At 73.8% G+C, this 16357-nt stretch carries 12 protein-coding genes; 1 reads left to right on the plus strand and 11 read right to left on the minus strand.

Annotated features, from left to right (window positions below; translation table 11 throughout):
• Positions 1–138 precede the first annotated feature (138 nt).
• The 7 genes from ABEE00_RS35320 to ABEE00_RS35350 all read right to left on the minus strand — a co-directional run bounded on the left by ABEE00_RS35320 (position 139) and on the right by ABEE00_RS35350 (position 10614).
• Positions 139–3759 carry a lipopolysaccharide biosynthesis protein gene (locus ABEE00_RS35320; protein ID WP_451918745.1) on the minus strand — a complete coding sequence of 1207 codons (3621 nt, stop codon included), beginning with the start codon at positions 3757–3759 and terminating at the stop codon, positions 139–141.
• Entirely contained in the window at positions 3752–4645 is an 894-nt protein-coding gene (locus ABEE00_RS35325) for a polysaccharide deacetylase family protein (protein WP_345749938.1), read from the minus strand. The genes ABEE00_RS35320 and ABEE00_RS35325 overlap by 8 nt, the downstream gene beginning before the upstream one ends.
• A 2-nt stretch (positions 4646–4647) precedes the next feature.
• Positions 4648–5784: a glycosyltransferase family 2 protein gene (locus ABEE00_RS35330; RefSeq protein ID WP_345749915.1), complete on the minus strand. Its 1137-nt coding sequence runs from the start codon at positions 5782–5784 to the stop codon at positions 4648–4650.
• Positions 5781–6611 carry a glycosyltransferase family 2 protein gene (locus ABEE00_RS35335; RefSeq protein ID WP_345749916.1) on the minus strand — a complete coding sequence of 277 codons (831 nt, stop codon included), beginning with the start codon at positions 6609–6611 and terminating at the stop codon, positions 5781–5783. Before ABEE00_RS35335 ends, ABEE00_RS35330 begins: the two co-directional genes overlap by 4 nt.
• 361 nt (positions 6612–6972) lie before the next feature.
• A complete protein-coding gene (locus ABEE00_RS35340) occupies positions 6973–8073 on the minus strand; it encodes a GNAT family N-acetyltransferase (protein WP_345749917.1) in 1101 nt (366 codons plus the stop codon).
• Position 8074: 1 nt separating this feature from the next.
• A complete protein-coding gene (locus ABEE00_RS35345; RefSeq protein ID WP_345749918.1) occupies positions 8075–8662 on the minus strand; it encodes a hypothetical protein in 588 nt (195 codons plus the stop codon).
• A 218-nt stretch (positions 8663–8880) separates the two neighbouring features.
• The gene (locus tag ABEE00_RS35350; RefSeq protein ID WP_345749919.1) at positions 8881–10614 is read right to left on the minus strand and encodes a serine/threonine-protein kinase; all 1734 of its coding nucleotides are present in this window, start codon (positions 10612–10614) and stop codon (positions 8881–8883) included.
• Between the two features lie 168 nt (positions 10615–10782).
• Between ABEE00_RS35350 and ABEE00_RS35355 the strand changes: the two genes are divergently transcribed.
• Positions 10783–11049, plus strand: a complete 267-nt coding sequence (locus tag ABEE00_RS35355; protein ID WP_345749920.1) for a hypothetical protein — start codon at positions 10783–10785, stop codon at positions 11047–11049.
• 166 nt (positions 11050–11215) lie between these two features.
• Here the strand turns inward: ABEE00_RS35355 and ABEE00_RS35360 are convergent, their stop codons facing one another.
• From ABEE00_RS35360 to ABEE00_RS35375, 4 genes are all read right to left on the minus strand, one after another.
• Positions 11216–12400: a type ISP restriction/modification enzyme gene (locus ABEE00_RS35360; RefSeq protein ID WP_345749939.1), complete on the minus strand. Its 1185-nt coding sequence runs from the start codon at positions 12398–12400 to the stop codon at positions 11216–11218.
• 124 nt (positions 12401–12524) lie between these two features.
• A complete protein-coding gene (locus ABEE00_RS35365) occupies positions 12525–13280 on the minus strand; it encodes a GntR family transcriptional regulator (protein ID WP_345749921.1) in 756 nt (251 codons plus the stop codon).
• A gap of 34 nt (positions 13281–13314) precedes the next feature.
• Positions 13315–14655, minus strand: a complete 1341-nt coding sequence (gene hmgA, locus ABEE00_RS35370) for a homogentisate 1,2-dioxygenase (protein WP_345749922.1) — start codon at positions 14653–14655, stop codon at positions 13315–13317.
• A gap of 206 nt (positions 14656–14861) precedes the next feature.
• On the minus strand, positions 14862–16265 hold the full coding sequence (locus ABEE00_RS35375) for an NsdA family TPR-like regulatory protein (protein ID WP_345749923.1): 1404 nt from the start codon (positions 16263–16265) through the stop codon (positions 14862–14864).
• Between the last annotated feature and the right edge of the window lie 92 nt (positions 16266–16357).

A 16357-nucleotide genomic window follows, 5' to 3' on the forward strand; every position in this document is an offset into this window, starting at 1 on the left:
GCCGCTAATCGCGCGGGCCGCTGCTTCCGTTTTTCGGGGTTGGTGTTGATGGGGGGGGGGGTAATGGGGGGGCCGCGCCCGCCGGTTTGGGGGGGTGGGGGGCGGCGGCCCCGCACCCCCTCTTTGCGTGCCACGGCGCTACGACATCGTCCAGAAGCGCTGCACCAGCACCCCGAGGAAGAGCATCAGCAGCGGGAGCGAGAACCAGAAGGTGCTCTGCAGCCACGCCGCCCTGCGCTCCGTCGCCGGGGTCGCCACCCGTACGACCTCGCGGGCGCCCAGCAGGAGCAGCAGGGCCACCGCGGCCAGGCCGCCCATCACCGACCAGGAGGTCCAGGTGACCTGCGGGCCGATGGGGCCCGGGTCGGCCGGCTCGGCCTTGGCGCCCGAGGGCTTGCTCAGGGTGTAGACGACGGCGTCCTCGTTGGACAGCACCCTGCGCAGCTCGGGGCGCTTGTCGAGGGCCTTGGTCACCCGCTGCTGCCAGTTCTGCGGGTAGCCGGCGTCCAGGTGCAGATAGGTGCTCTGGCTCTCGTTGACGATCAGGTACGAGTTGGGGCCCGCCTCCCGCAGCGACTCGACGGCGGGAGCCACCTTGGCCGGGTTCACCGGCGCCTGGGTGGGCTTGTACTCGATCCGCTCCATGTCCTTCTCGCCCCACGGCATCGCCGGAGTCACGTCCTCCACCGTGTCGTTGGTGAACCACAGCAGCCGCAGCGTGGGTTTGTCGTGCTGGTAGAGGTAGTCCATCGCGGCGACCTCGCCCGTGCGGGTGCGCTCGAAGGACTCGTTGCCCCACCGGGCCACCAGGAAGCCGAAGATCAGCACCAGGCCCGCCAACAGGGCGGCCAGCGGCGGCAGATGGGCCCGCCACCTGGAGCCCTCGCGGTGCCCCGAGGGGCGCGGCCAGAACGCCAGCGCGGCCAGCACGCAGGCGGCGGGCGCGGCGAAGAGGAACACCCGCAGCGCGATCTCGCCGCCGTACGACTGGGCGCCGAACGCGAGGAACGGCAGGCCCGCGAGGACCAGCAGCGAGCGGTCCGAATAGCCGGCCCAGCGGCGGCGCAGCAGGCCGAAGCCCGCGAAGAGCAGCGTGCCGCCCGCCAGCGCGACGCGCACGTACAGCACCAGCTTGTGCGTCGGGTCGCCGCCCTCGATGCGCCCGGAGACCGAGGAGGAGACGTTGCCGCCCACCCCGCCGATGCCGCCGAAGAGGTCGTCGAAGTGGCCCGCCCAGTACGGCTCGGCGAGGAAGCCCACCCACACCGCGACCAGCACCGCGCACAGCAGCGGCATCCCGTACAGCATGGTGCGGCGTGCCAGCGCGAGACCGATCAGGACGCCGGTCATGACGAACGGGGTGAGCTGGTGGCCCGCGACCGAGGCGACGAACAGCGACATCAGGACGAGGACCAGCACCGCGCGCTCGCGGCGGCGTTCGGGCCCCGGCACGTCGTCGGTCTCGCCCGGGCGCAGCTTTCCCTTGCGCAGCGCGCGCGGCTCCCTGAACCACACCAGCAGCAGCGCGATGAACAGCAGATAGAAGAGGACCGTGAAGCCCTGCGGCGAGAAGTAGTCCTGGCCCACCCAGCCGCACAGCGCGAAGAACCACAGCGCGCACCACTTGGCCCGCCAGTGCGCCTTCACGGCGCGCAGCATCACCGCGAGCGGCGCCAGATAGGCGAGCTGGATCACCGTGGGCCACCAGCGGATCAGCCCGGACAGATCGTGCACGCCCGCGGCCTGCACCAGGAACGCGGCGCCGGCGAAGAACCCGGGCCAGCTCCACCGCGCGTCCATGTCCGGTGCCGTCGTCCCCGTACGTTCGATGAAGTCGAGGAATCCCAGGTGCTGCCAGGCCGTCGGGAAGCGCGGCTGCGCCTCCATCAGGGACGGTACGGCGTGCAGCGAGACCACCGTCAGCACCAGCGCGACCACCAGGAACACCCGGTGCGGCCGCGCCACCCACAGACCCGCGGCGAAGGCGCCGACCAGCAGCGCGGCGCCCAGCAGCGTGACCCCGGGCAGCACGGTGATCAGCCCGAGCCCGCCCATCCGCTCCAGCTCGGCCTCGCCCATGCCGTGCAGCGGCAGCCAGTACAGGAGCAGCGCCACGGCGAGCAGCGACCACAGCAGGGTGCCGGGGCGTTTCAGCCTCTCCGTGAGCCCGCGCAGGTCGATCGAGGGCCGCAGCGGCGGCTCCGGTACGTAGGTTCCGCGCGGCGGCGTGATGCTCGGGTGCCGCTCCAGGTGTTCGGCGTCGGCGCGCAATTGAAGCGTCGGCTCCTCGTTCTCGTGCGGTGCGGTCCTCGCCGCCCAGCTCGGGGTGTGCCTGACGGCGGCGTCCTCGGGGCCCCTGCCCGCGTCGCCGTGCGCCGCCAGGTCGGCCAGGTCGCCGTCGGGCGCCGGGACCGCCCCCGCCGGCACCTTGGGCGCGGCGCGCAGGATCCGGTACAGCTTCCAGCCCGCGATCGAGGCGACCAGCGTCAGGCTGCTGATCTCCGCGACGCCCGCGCCGGTGAGGCCCATCCGGGGCAGCAGCGCCACGGTCAGGCTCAGCACCAGCACGCACAACAGGCCCTGCAGATAGGCCAGTCCGGAGGTGCGGCTCTGCGCGCGCAGCACCCCGTAGTAGACCTCGATCACCACGCGCAGCACCGCGCCCACCGCGTACCAGCGCAGCAGCGGGGTCGCGGCGTCCGCGTAGCCGGGGCCGAAGACGCCCAGGATGTGCGGCGCGAGCAGGAAGAGCAGGGCGCAGATCGGCACCATGATGGAGGCCATCCGGCGCAGCGCGGCCCGGCAGTTGGCGGCCAGCAGCGCCGGGTGGTGCGAGCCCTCGACGGTGAGCGAGGCGCCCATGTTGATGGCGAACAGGTTGATCGTGCCGCCGATGGTGGTGGTGATGTAGAAGTACGCGTTGTCCTTCGAGTCCACCTGCGAGGCGACGATCACCGGCACCAGGTAGACCACCGCGAGCGAGAACAGCGCCCCGGTGTAGTCGCCCGCGAGGAAGCGGCCCATCTCCCGGTAACCGGCGGGCTGCGCGATGTCCTTGGTGGCCTCCACGTGCCGCGGCACCAGGCGCCGGAACACCAGCCAGCCCAGCGGAACGATGGAGAGCGTGATGCACAGCCCCCACGACACGAAGACCCCGGTCGCGGGGATCACCGTGGCGAGGCCGACGAGCAGCACCAGCTTGGCGGTGGAGAAGACGGTGTTGCCGACCGGCACCCACTTGGCGCTGCGCAGCCCGGTCAGCACCCCGTCCTGGAGCGTCAGCAGCGACCAGCCGACGACCGCGGCGACGAAGCCGACGGCGTACAGCCAGTCGTGCAGGAAGGCGTACGAGGGCCCCCACCAGTCGAGGGTGGCGAGGAAGATCACGGAGGCGAGCGCGACGATGGCCGAACTCCAGCCGTACACCCGGAGTATGAGCCCCCGGGTCGTCTTGCCCGCCACCGGTATGAACCGCGCCAGCCCGCCGATCAGCGTCACCGCGGTGATGCCGGCCAGGAACTTCATGGCCGCGATGGCCGCCGAGCCGCGCCCCACGTCCGCGTCCGAGTAGAAGCGGGCCGCCACCGCCCAGTAGCCCAGGCCCAGGACGGCGGAGACGCCCGTGTTGAGCATCAGCGCGTACGCGTTGCGGAAGAGCTGGCTGCCGCTCTTGCCCTTGCCGTCCGTCGCCCCCGGCCGGCCGCCGCGCCCGGTGCCGGAATCGGCGGCGGACCGTGCCGGGGAGGTGGTGTCAGTCACGTGCGATGCGTCCCTCTGCTGCGGATGTGCCGGCCGCCGCTGAGGCGCCGGTCGCGTGCCAGACCGAGGTCAGGGCCCTGCGGGAGCGCCGCACCACGGCGTACCCCTTGCCCAGCACCCGGTCGCGGGCGAAGGTGCGCCCGAGGTCCCGCCCCTCCAGCAGCCGCTGGAACTCCTCGGCGTCCGTGGAGCGGCGCACCGTGAGCCGGGTCAGCGCGTACGGGCCCTGACAGCGGGCCGCGAGCGCGTTGTTGACGGCGAGCGACTGCCCGAAACCGCTCTCCCGCACGGCCCGCCGCACCCGGCGGCTGGAGTAGCCGTACGGGTAGGCGAAGGACACAGGCTTGGTGCCGGTCTCCTCGGCCACCAGCTCGCGGCAGTGCCGCAGCTCGTGCGCCAGCACCTCGTCCTCCAGTTGGTCGAGCTGCGGGTGGGTGTGGCTGTGCCCGCCGATCTCGACGCCGTGCGCCTCCAGTTCGCGCACCTGGTCCCAGTCGAGCATGGTGTCCAGCGCGCCGCCCGCCTCGTGCGGGCCGCGCAACCAGCCCGTCGTGACGAACAGCGAGGCGCGGAAGCCGTGCTTGCGCAGCGCGGGCAGCGCGTGCCGGTGCACGCCCTCGTAGCCGTCGTCGAAGGTGATCAGCAGCGGGCGGCGCGGCAGCACCCCGCCGTTGCGCCAGGCGTGCGCCAGCTCCTCGGTGGTCATCGGCGTGCAGCCGTGCTGCGCCACCTGCTCCATCTGCTCCGCGAAGGCCCCGGGCGAGACGGACAGCCCGTACGCGGCCTTCGCGGGCGCGTGCCCGACGGCGTGGTACATCAGCACCGGCACGCGCTCCGGAGTGCACGCGCGGCCCGGTCTCCCGCCGCCGCGCGCGTTCACGAGCATGCTCATGCGACCGCCCCCTCATCGTCCACGGCGCCGCCCGCGCCACCGGTTCCCGAGGGCTCCCCGGCACCGGCGTCCTGCGGCGAATTCCCGCCACCGGCAACGGCCTTGGGCAGCTCCGGGACCTCGAAGTGCGCCCCGCTGCGGCGCGCCCGCAGCCCGCCGACCGCGTAGCCCGCGGCCGCCGCTGCGACACCGGCCACGATCGCCCCGGCCCTGCCCGCGCCGCCCGGGCGCGCGTGCAGCCAGTCGCGCACACCGCGCGCGACCCCCGCGGGCAGCACCCGCGTGGTGTAGCTGCGCTCGGTGGACAGGCCGTCCTGCGCGCCCACCGACGCGGACACCAGTGCCTTCGAGATCCCCTCCGCGTACGCGCGCTTGGGCAGATAGCCGAAGCGCTCGCGGTCGGCGGGAACCCGGTGGTGGATCACGGCGCGGTCGTCGATCAGCAGCACCGCGTCCGGCACGGCCCGGCGCAGCCTGATGCACAGCTCCGTCTCCTCGCAGCCCAGCGGGAGCCGGTCGCCGTCCCGCCCGATGCCGCTGGCGAAGCCGCCGGCCGCCTCGAACGCACTGCGCCGGAACGAGGCGTTGCCGCCCAGAACGTTGCGCACCTGAACCCGGCCGGCGGGGTGGCCCTTGTACATGCACCCCACCACCCAGTCGAACTCCGCGGGGAACCACGCGGGCCGCCGCCCCGACTCCCAGGCCGGTTCGGTGCGCCCGCCCACCGCCATCACGCGCGGGTCCCCGTAACCGGAGGCGAAGTGCCGCAGCCAGTCGCGCTCGGCGACCGCGTCGTCGTCCAGGAAGGCCACGAACTCCCCGGCGGACGCGGCGATCCCGGTGTTCCGGCCGGCCGAGAGGCCGCGGGGGCCCGCGTTCGCGAGCACCCGCACCTCTCCCGCGCCCGCCGGACCCTGCTCGCCGGCGTAGTGCTTCTCCAGCCGCTCCAGCAGCGCCGGATTGTGGTCCACGACCAGCAGGGTCTCCAGCGCCGGGAGCGACTGCCCGCGCACCGAGTCCACGGCGGCGAGGATGTCGGCCCAGCGGTCCTCCGTGTAAGCGCAGATCACCACGGAGAACCGCAGGGAATCGGGGGCGGGCAACGGCTGCCCGCCCTTGTGCGGCTGGCTCACCTGCCCTCCCGCAGCATCGCCGCGCGCACCGCGCTCGGGCTGGCGGCCGCGCGCCGCTGCCGCCCGCTCCGCTCGCGCAGTATCACTTTCAGCACCCGCAGCCCGTCGCGGACCGCGCGCAGATTGCTGGTGCCGTGGATGCGCTCGAACTCGTGGCTCGGGATCTCCTGCACCTTGAGCCCGGCCTTGACCACGCGGATGTTCATCAGGGTCTCGACCTCGAACCCCGTGCAGTCCAGCGTGATCTCGTCCAGGCAGTGCCGCCAGAACGCGTTGTAGCCGTAGCACAGGTCGGTGTAGCGGGCCCCGAACTTGCGGTTCACCACCGTGGTGAGGACGGCGTTGCCCAGCTTTCTGATCGGCGTCATGTCGTCCGTGCCGCCGCCGTTGGCGAAGCGCGAGCCCTTGGCGAAGTCCGCGCCACCGACCAGCGCCGAGACGTAGGAGACGATCTCCTGGCCGTCCATAGAGCCGTCGGCGTCCGTCATCACCACGATGTCGCCGGTGCTCGCCGCGAACCCGGTGATCAGCGCGTCGCCCTTGCCCTTGCCGCGCTGCGGCACGACCACCACGTCCGGGCGCAGCTCCCGCGCCACGGCCACGGTGTCGTCCGTGGACCTGCCGTCCACCAGGACCACTTCGTGTATCCACTCGGGCAGCGTCTTGAAGACGTACGGAAGGTTCTCGGCCTCGTTCATGGCCGGGATCACGACGCTGACCCGGGGCGCTATCGCCATGTGCGTGGAGACCGGCCGGTACTCGGGGCGCTGGCCGCCCTCGGGGTCCTCGGGCGTCGGCTCCGTTAACGGCCGTGCGACGAAGGTCATGATGTTGTTCCCTCTCGTCCGGTGGACCGCCCACCCCCGGGCGGTCCGGCATCCGTGTCCGGTTCGAAAGGGGGGTTGCTGCTCCCTCAGACGTGGAGCGCTGGCATGCGTAACTTCCCGCGCGGCCCGTGTCCCGGCGGCGGTCCTCTGCGGCGCGTGCGCCGCTGTGCGACCCGTCGGATACGGCACCCCCCTACCGCGCCCCGCCTCTGCCGCCCACTGCGGCCGCCCTCCCCAGAGCCGCTGCCCGTGAGCCCCCGTGGAATCGGGGTCGATGCGGGTGGATGTACGACAGTATTGACCCTTCAACCCCTATGGCAATACCTGGAGTTGATCCTCCCGGTTTGTCACAGAGCCCGCCTCACCCCCTCCCCGCGCGCAGCGCGCCGACCCGCTTCAGCAGCCGGTCGGCCGGGCCGAACAGCTCCGGGCGCGCCTGCACCGTGTTGCGCAGCGCACGCAGCGGCGCCCGGTGCGCGCGGCGGGCCAGCGCCACCGGATGCGGACGGGTCACCCAGCCCTCGTGGACGGTGAGCTCACGCGTCTTGAGGGAGTCCTTGTAGTGCTTCTGGCCGCGCCCCAGGTCCAGATACGACAGACCCTCGGCGGCCGAGGCCTCCGCCAGGTGCAGGAAGGTCGCCATGCCCGGCGAATAGCGCCCGAACTCCGCGTCGTACGCCGGGAACCAGCAGGACATCACCCGCTCCGTACGCAGGCCGAAGTGCGCCGAGACCGGCCTGTCCCCGGCGTAGAGCACCGAGAGCTGGCCGGCGAAGGAGCCGGAGCGCGAGTGGAAGAGCTGGTCCACCAGCGAGACGATCCAGCGCCTGGCGAACCTGTCGGAGCGCCCGGTGCGCCGGTACTGCGCGGACTTCCACTCCATGAGCTTGCGCAGCACCGCCGGATCGCGCTCGTCGTGCACATAGCGCACCTCGCCCACCTGGCGGCCCAGCTTCCGCTCCTTGTAGCGGATGCCGCGCACCAGCGAGGGGTGCCGCTCGCGCAGTCGGGCCAGGTACGCCTCGTACCCCTGGTCCAGGTCGATCACCGGCGAGGCGAAGGCGCCCCGCACCCCGCCGCCGAACCCGGGCTGCCCGGCGACCAGATGGTCGAACTCCCACATGGACAGGCCGCAGGCGCGCAGCAGTTGCGCCGCGTCCCAGGTGAAGCCGGGCCGGTGCACGACGCCCTGGCAGTCCGAGAGGCCGAGTCCCACGGCCTGCCCGACCCCTAAGGCGCCCCGCTGGAACGGCAGGAAGGCGGCGGGCTCCCCGTCGCCGTCCCGGAACACCGCGATCCGCACCCCGCCCCGGCTGCGCGCCACGGCGAGCGCGAACTCCGGGGCCAGGAACGGATCGGCGAGCTGCGGTGAGCCGTGCAGATGGGCCTTGGCCTGGAGGGAGGACCACGCGGCGCGGTCGGCCGCGGTGAGTTCGCCGGGGCGGCACACCTGGATCTCCACGTCAGCCGTCCCGTCTGGGGCGCTGCCCGGGGCCGGGGGCTGAGCCGGAGTGTCCGGTGCCCGGGCCGGAGCGGCCGGCGCCGGGGGAGGAGTGCGCGCCGCGGGCACCGCGGTCCGGGGGAGCGGTGGCCAGGGTGAGCAATAACAGCGCGGCGCTGAGCACGCCGACCGCGAGTACCCCGCCGCGCACGGACCACACATGGGTCGCGAGCATGACCTGGGCGACCAGCAGGTCGAAGGCGGCGGCGCCGATCACGGCGGTGACCGTGCGGATCAGCGGGTCCAGACTCCGCAGCGCGGCGGCGATGGCCGTCGCGGGCGCGGCGAACAGGAAGAACAGGGTGAACGGCGCGCGCAGCGGAGAGTCCACGTCCGCCAGCGCCAGCGCGGCGCCCACCCCGCCGATGCCGACCGCGGCGCCGGCGAACAGCGGCAGCGACTCGGACAGCGCGTACGAACGCGTCGGGCCCGAGGGGGCGTTGGCGCCCGCCGGGCCCGAAGTGCCGGATGGTCCAGAGGTGTGGTGCGCGTCGGTTGCGCCGGACGTGCCCTGCGTACCTCTGGCACCGGATCTCTCGAAGATCTGCATTGGTGGCCTGTCCCCCCGGAATGCCCCATGAAGAGCAGGATGCCGCAGGATGCGACGATTCAATGTGACGTGGTGGGAGCGGTTCCGTCAAGCGGGTCAGGGGACTCTGACCGAGACCCGGTGAAGCCCTCCCGCCCGGTATCCGGACGTGCTATGAGCGCATGCTGGCTTGTTCCCGCCGCAGGTTCCCGCTCGGATGCCCCGCTCAGGCTCGCGCCTCAGTAGCCGCCGCCCGAACTCCCGTCGCCGCTCCCGCCGTTGGTGCCCGTGGTGCCCGTGGTGCCCGCGCTGCCGCCGGTGCCACCCGTGGCTCCGGGGGTCCCCGTGGTGCTGCCGATGGTGGTGCCGCTGGTCCCGCCGGTGTCGTTGCCGGTCGAACTCCCGGTGCTGGTCCCGCCGTTGCTGCTCGTGCTGCCGGTGGTGCCCGTGCTTCCCGTACTGCCTGTGCTCCCGGTGCTCCCCGTGCCGCCGGTGTGCCCGCCCGAGCCGCTGCCTCCGCTTCCGGAGCCTCCGCTGCTCCAGGAGCTCCCGCCGCTGCTCGTGGAGCCACCCGTGGAACCCCCGCCGTGGCTTCCCGAGCTGCTGCCGTACGAGCTCCCGCCGCCGCTCCCGCCGTGGCTGCTCTTCCCTCCGCCGGTGGCGGGCGTCGTGGTCTTCCCTCCGCCGGGGGTGTTGCCCTGGCCCCCGTAATTGCCCTGATCGTTTCCGCCCGTGCCACCCCCGCCGCCCGAACCACCGCCGCTCGTCTGCGAGCCGCCCGAGGACCCTCCGCCCCCTCCGCCGCCCGGCGAACCGCTCGGCGCCAGCGCCCAGATGAGCCCGCCGACCAGCAGCGCGACGGCCAGCGCCGCCGCGAGCAGCCACACGGTCGGCGTCCGGCGCCGCGCGCCCCGTGCGGGAACCGGCGCCTCCGGGTACGCCGCGGGACCGTAGCCGTCGTGCGTCCCCGGCGGCTCCGCCCCGTGCGCGGCCACCACGTCAGGGGCCGCCGAAGGAGGGGGCGTTGCGGCAGGGGCCTTCGCCGTCGCGGTGTCGGCCGCGGGCGACAGGGTGGGCCACGAGTCGCGGGCCTGCACGGTCGGCGAGTACGCCGGGGGCAGGGGGTGCGCGGGTGCCGTGCCGGAGTGCCGCGGATCGCCGCCGCGCGCCACCGTGTCCAGCAGCGGAGCCGCCTCGGCCGCCGGCATCCGCTCGTCGGGGTCCTTGCGCAGCAGCCCTTCGAGCACCGGCGTCAGCGGACCGGCGAGCCGCGGCGCCCGCGGCTCCTCCTCCACGATGGCGCGCATCGTGCTGAGTACGGAGTCGTACCGGAACGGGACGGTGCCCTCCACCGCGGAGTACAGCATCACCCCCAGCGACCACAGGTCGGAGGCGGGGCTCGGCGGCCTGGCCAGCGCGCGCTCGGGCGGCAGGTACTCGGGCGAGCCCACCAGTTGGCCCGTGAGCGTGAGGTGGGTGCTGCCCTCCACCACGGCGATGCCGAAGTCGGTGAGCACGGTGCGGCCGTCGTTGCCGATCAGCACATTGGGCGGTTTCACGTCCCGGTGCAGTACGCCCGCCGAGTGCGCGGCGCGCAGGGCGGCCAGTACCTCCGCACCGGTGGCCGCCGCGCGTTCGGGCGGCTGCGGCCCCTCGGCGCGCAGCACCTGGTCGTACGACAGTCCGCGCACCAGTTCCATGACGATCCACGGGCGGTCCTGCTCGGTGACCACGTCGTAGACGGTGACCACGTTGCGGTGCACGATGCGCCCCGCGGCCCACGCCTCCCGCTCCAGGCGGGCGTACAGGTGCTGGACCTCGTCCTCGCCGAGGGATTCGGGCGCGCGCACCTCCTTGACCGCCACTTCGCGGTGCAGCCGCTCGTCGTACGCGAGCCAGACCCTGCCCATGCCGCCGTGCCCCAGCTCCTCGCGGAGCCGGTAGCGTCCCGCCAGTACACGCTCTGCGCTCATGGCGCCCCCTCGTGCCCCCAGTGCTCGGATGCTGAGGGCCCGCGGCATGTTCGTCAACCGGCCTGTGGGGCAGGTGAATCCCGTGACCGGGATACACGTGTGTCGTACTCGGACGATAGGGTTACTCTGGCCGCGCGGCCGGGTGCCCTCGTACGGGTGGGGAGTGTCATGGAACAGATAACAGTGAGCAGCAGGGCGCGAGTGCCTGCGATCAAATGCGGGACGGGAGCGACCAGTTCGCGCCTCGACCGGCATCTGGCTGTGCTCGCGGGCCCCGCTGTCCCACAGGGCGAGACGCAGGAAGCGACCACGCTGATGCAGGAGATAACGCAGCGGGACGCTGCGCGGAGCCGGTCGAAGAACCGGGGCGCGCGGGTTTCGCTGTTGGCGCCGTTGCGGAAGCTTCGGCGGACTCTCTTCGGCGGCCGCGGATAGCGGACCGGCGGAGGTCGTGGTGACCTCCGCCGGGATCTCTCGGCGTTCGTTCCCGGGGCTTCGCCCCGGATTCCCCTTGCGTGCCTGGTCGCTTTCGCGTGCGGCCTGCGGTCCGCTGTGCCCACCCGTTCCGCCCCGCGGAACGATTGCCCACAGCTCATCTGGACTACAGCAGCGGCAACTGGCCGTCCGGGCCCTCCTCCTGGAGGTCCAGCACGGATGCCGGGGATCGTGACCAGCGTGGGGGTGGGAGTATCCCCGCCTCGCGCAAAGTTGATGCGGGCAGTTCGGTGCCGCGCAACCCCTCCCGTACCGCCGCTCGTTCCTCCTCCAGTTCGCTCAGCAGCGTCAAGATCGTGAGGAGTTCCAGGAGTTCGGAGGTCCACTCCTGGGGCCATTCGCGGGGGCGCAGGGCGCTCAGGGTGCCGCGTTCGCCCGTCGCGGCGCGCGCCGCGAACCAGTTCTCCACCACCCGTACACCGCCCGCCTCGTACTCCCACGCCGCGCGCTCCACCGGCGCCACCCGGCCGCTCTCGCCCACGTACAGGGACTGCTCCTCCTCGTCGTAGGACAGCTCCTCCATGCCCGGGCCGAGGGCGAGCGGCGAGCGCACATAGGGGCGCCTGCCGCCCGGCATGCGCGGCTTGCCGGTGCGTTCCCCGGTGCCGCAGCGCGCGCCGCGGGTGTGCAGCCACAGCGCCCGGCGGCCGAGTTCCACGCCGCGCTCCCACAGCGCTGGGTCGCTCGTGAACGGCACCTCGTGGCCCTCACCGGACGTGGCCGCGATCCAGGCGAGCAGGTCCTCGGCGGAGACCGGGCGGTCCAGTACGGAGGCGAGGTGGGGGAGCAGGCCCGGGGCGATGTTCGGTTCCAGGCCGCCGCGCCTGCGGTAGAGGGGGCGGATGCGGCCCGGGCGGCCCGCCGGTGACCAGCCGTCCGGGAGCAGCGCGGTGAACGCCAGCGCGGCGCCCGGCAGCCGGGGGTCGGCAGCGGCCTCCACCAGGCAGATCTGGTGCTCGTCGCGTACCCGCCACAGTTCGGGCCTGGCCGCGTCCAGGAGGCGGTTGTCGGGGAGCAGCCACTGCTGGTCGTACGGGCCGTGCAGCACGGGGACGGGCTCGGGGCAGCCGCCGGTCTCGTCACGCAGCCGTGCGGTGCGCGGCGCGGGCACCCCGGGCAGCGGGGCCACCGCCGTGTGCGGGGTGCGGGCGCGGCTCGGGCGGAAGAGCGCGGCGCGCTGCTCCTCGTCCCCGGCCCGCAGCAGCGCGGACCAGCGCCCGCGCAGGCTCCCGGGGTCCGGGGCCAGCACCCAGCCGCGCCCCGTGCGCAGCGGGGCGACCGACCAGGGCATCACCTCGTCGAGCTGCGGCGCGTCGCGCGGCCCTTCGGGAGTCTGTCCGGTGAGCTTCGGTGCGGTCTCGGTCACCGCTCGATGCTACGAGGGGAGTTCAAGCCCCTTCCACGGTGCCGGGTGATCACGGTGCCTCGACCGTGACCGAGAAGGAGAACTTGTCGCCCCGGTAGTGGATGCGCACCACGTCCACGACGCGGGACTGCTCGTCCCAGGTGACGCCGGTGTAGTGCAGGATCGGGCTCAGCAGCGGGACGCCGAGCAGCTTGGCGGTCTCCGGGTCGGCGAGGCGGGCCTCGACGGAGTCGGTGATGCGGCTGATGCGCACACCGGCCGCGTCCCGCAGCACCTTGGTCATCGGCCAGCCGCGCTCCAGGTCGGCGGGGTCGACGCGGGCCGCGACCTCGGGGTGGATGAGGTTCTCCGCCCAGTTGGTGGGCTCACCGGTCTCCGGGTCGTGGCGGAGCCTGCGGAAGCCGGCGGCCTCGGTCAAGCCGGGGAAGTAGCGGGCGAGTTCGGACGGTACGGGGGCCGGGCCGTGGTCCAGCAGCACGGTGCGGTCACCGGACTGCTGGGCCACGATCGCGTCCACCGAGCCCATCACCCGCACCGCGCGTTCTCCGCGCCGCGCCTCCGGCTCGATGAAGGTGCCGCGCCGACGGTGGCGGCTGATCAGGCCCTCGGTCTCCAGCTCCTTGAGGGCCTGGCGCATGGTGAGCACGCTCACCCCGTAGTGCGCGGCGAGGCGCTCCTCGGTGGGCAGCCGCTCGGGGGCGCCCGGCGGCCTGCCGAGTATCGAGGCGCGCAGCGACTGCGAGACCTGATACCAGAGGGGGAGCTTGCGGTTGAGCTCCACCGAGTCGGGAGCGAAGTCGGTCACGGCATCCCTTTCCCCGCCGCCCCGCCGGCCGGCGTCACTGCCCGAAGTGGCGTTCCAGACCCTGCCATACGGCGTCGTAGTCGTGCTGGAGCAGGTCGGTCCCGGCCGCCTGCCCGGTGAGCAGAACCGGCCAGCGCGTCTCGAACATGAAGGCAAGTCCGTCGTCCACCTTCTGCGGGACCAGCTCGGCGGCGCTGGCCGCGTCGAAGGTGGCCCGGTCGGGGCCGTGCGCGGACATCATGTTGTGCAGCGAGCCGCCGCCCGGCAGGAAGCCCTCCGCCTTCGCGTCGTACGCGCCCTCGATGAGGCCCATGTACTCGCTCATCACGTTCCGGTGGAAATACGGCGGCCGGAAGGTGTCCTCGCCCACCAGCCAGCGCGGCGCGAAGACCACGAAGTCGACGCCGGCCAGACCCGGGGTGTCCGAGGGCGAGGTGAGGACCGTGAACACGGACGGGTCGGGGTGGTCGTAGCTGATGCTGCCGAGGACGTTGAAGCGGCGCAAGTCGTAGACGTACGGGACGTGGTTGCCGTGCCAGGCGACGACGTCCAGCGGCGAGTGGTCGTACTCGGCGGCCCAGAGGGTGCCGCAGAACTTGTTGACCACCTCGACGGGCCGGTCCAGGTCCTCGTCGTACGCGGCCTGCGGGGCGAGGAAGTCGCGCGGGTTGGCGAGGCCGTTGGCGCCGATCGGGCCCAGCTCGGGGAGCTGGAAGGGCTGGCCGTAGTTCTCGCAGACGTAGCCGCGCGCTGTGCCGTCCAGCGGCTCGGCGCGGAAGCGCACGCCGCGCGGGATCAGGGCCACATGGCCAGGATCGGCGCTGAGCAGCCCGAACTCGGTGTGCAGGAGCAGCCCGCCCTGCTCGGGCACGATCAGCAGCTCGCCGTCGGAGTTGCCGAACACGCGGTCGCGCATGGGGGCGTTGGCCGCGTACAGGTGGATGGCCATGCCCGCGCGCTGCGCCGGGTCGCCGTTGCCGCCCAGGGTCCACAGGCCGGCCAGGAAGTCGGTGCCGGGGGCCGGTGCGGGCAGCGGGTTCCAGCGCATCCGGTTCGGGTCGGGCACCGTCTCGGTGAACGGACCGCCGCGCAGCCCCTGGTGGGTGGTGCGCGCGAAGCGGGGGTGCGCGGCCGAGGGGCGCACCCGGTAGAGCCAGGAGCGCCGGTTGTGGGCGCGCGGTTCGGTGAAGGCCGAGCCGCTGAGCTGCTCGGCGTAGAGCCCGAGCGGGGCGCGCTGGGGCGAGTTGCGGCCGATCGGCAGGGCGCCGGGTACGGCCTCGCTGCTGTGCTGGTTGCCGAAGCCGGAGAGGTAGCCCAGGCTCTCCGCCGTCTTGCGTGCCGTCTCTCCGCCGTGGTCCGTGCCGAGACTCGTCATCCTCGCCGCCGCTCCCGCCGTTCCCGCCCGGTGGACGGCCGCGGTGGTACGCCCGCGCGCCGCCCAATTCCTGTGCTGAACCATAGGAATTGGGGGAGCGGCCGTCAATGACGCCACGGGCCCTCCGTACGGAATCGGCCCGTGCGGGCCCGTCCCGCGCGGGTTCCGCGCGTGCTCAGGGCGCCGTGTGCTCGGGTGCCGCGTGCTCAGCCCGTGTGCTGGTGGGCGCGGGCGAGGAGGCGGGCCGCCGGGCGGTGGCCGCGGTACGGGCGCAGCGCGCGCCGCGCCTCGTGCAGCTCGCGCCGCGCGGCCCCGGAGTCGAGCCGCCCGTGCCGGTCCAGGAAGCCGTGCCACGCCTGGCACGCCTCGTCGAGCCGCCCGGAGCGCAGCAGCAGCCGCGCGAGCCGCGCCTCGGAGAGCGCCAGGCCGCGCACGTCCTCGGGGGCGCGCTGCGTGCGGGAGCGCTCCAGCGCCGCGATCGCGCCCGGAGTGTCCTCCAGCGCCTCCAGCACCAGCGAGCGCTGGAAGGAGAGCGCCGCCGCCGGGTACGCGTCGAAGGGACCGCCCGGCGCCCGCTCCTCCTCCTCGGCCACGGCGTGCTCGGCCAGCGACAGGCTCTCCAGCGCGTCCCGCCGCTCCCCGTACTCCGCGCGCATCACGGCCAGTTGGGCCAGCACATAGGCGCGGCGGCCCGGCGCGCCCGTACCCACGGCCCCGGCGGCGGCCTCGGCGAGCCGCAGTCCGTGCTCGCGGTGCCCGAGCTGCCGCGCCTGCGCGCTCATCATCCGCAGCGCGGTCGCCCAGGTCTCCCGGTCGCCCGCCTCGGTGGCGAGCTGGTGCGCGTACGTGAAGCAGCGCTGCGCCGCTCCGTGCCGCAGCGCGTCCGCGTACATCCGGCCCAGGAGCAGGCACAGCCGGCCCGCCGAGACCAGCACCCTGCGCCGCTCCCTGTGCGGCATCGGCGCGCGCAGCAGGGGCGCCACCTCCTCGGCCAGGCAGCAGGCGAGGCCCTCCCGCGCGCGGAGCCCGCCGTGCGCGTCGATCGCCCCGGCGAAGGAGCGCACCGCGCCGTCCAGCGCCGCAACGCGCGGCCCCGGCAGGGGAGTCGGGCCCGGGGCGCCGCACCCGCCGGAGGGTCCGGGCGGCACCCGCGCCTCCGCCGTGCGGTACGGGCGGCGCTGGAGGGGGAGCCCGCCCGGGGGCGCGGTGGCCGCCTCGCGCAGGGCGGCGATGCCGTCGACCGGGGCCGCGGCGGTGTCCGCGGGGGCGGTGTCCTCGGGAGGGGCGCCGTCCGCGGGGGTGCTGGTCGCGGGGTCTCCGCGGGAGCCCTCGGCGGCGGAGCCCGACCGGCCCGGCGCGCGGAACCCCGCCTCGCGCGGGGTGACCGTGCGGCCGGTGCGCCGGGACAGGGCCTCCGCGATGAGCTGCGGCACGGGTGGCCTGGGCGCGGTGCCGGTCAGCCAGTGCGCGACGGCCGAGCGGTCGTAGCGCAGCTCGTCGCCGATCTCGCCGCCGAGCGCGTTCACGGCGCGGGCCAGCCCCTCCTGCGTCCAGCCCGCCTCGGCGATCAGCGCACGCAGCCGTTCATTGGGTTCGCGCCGGTTGTCCATGATGTCTGTGTTCTCACGAGGGCTCGGGGGAGGGGAGAGGCGCACGGTCGCACCGGCCGGAACGGGTGTGCGCCACGATCACTCGTTCGGAG

Source organism: Streptomyces odontomachicola (assembly GCF_039605595.1).
Classification (GTDB): Bacteria; Actinomycetota; Actinomycetes; order Streptomycetales; family Streptomycetaceae; genus Streptomyces.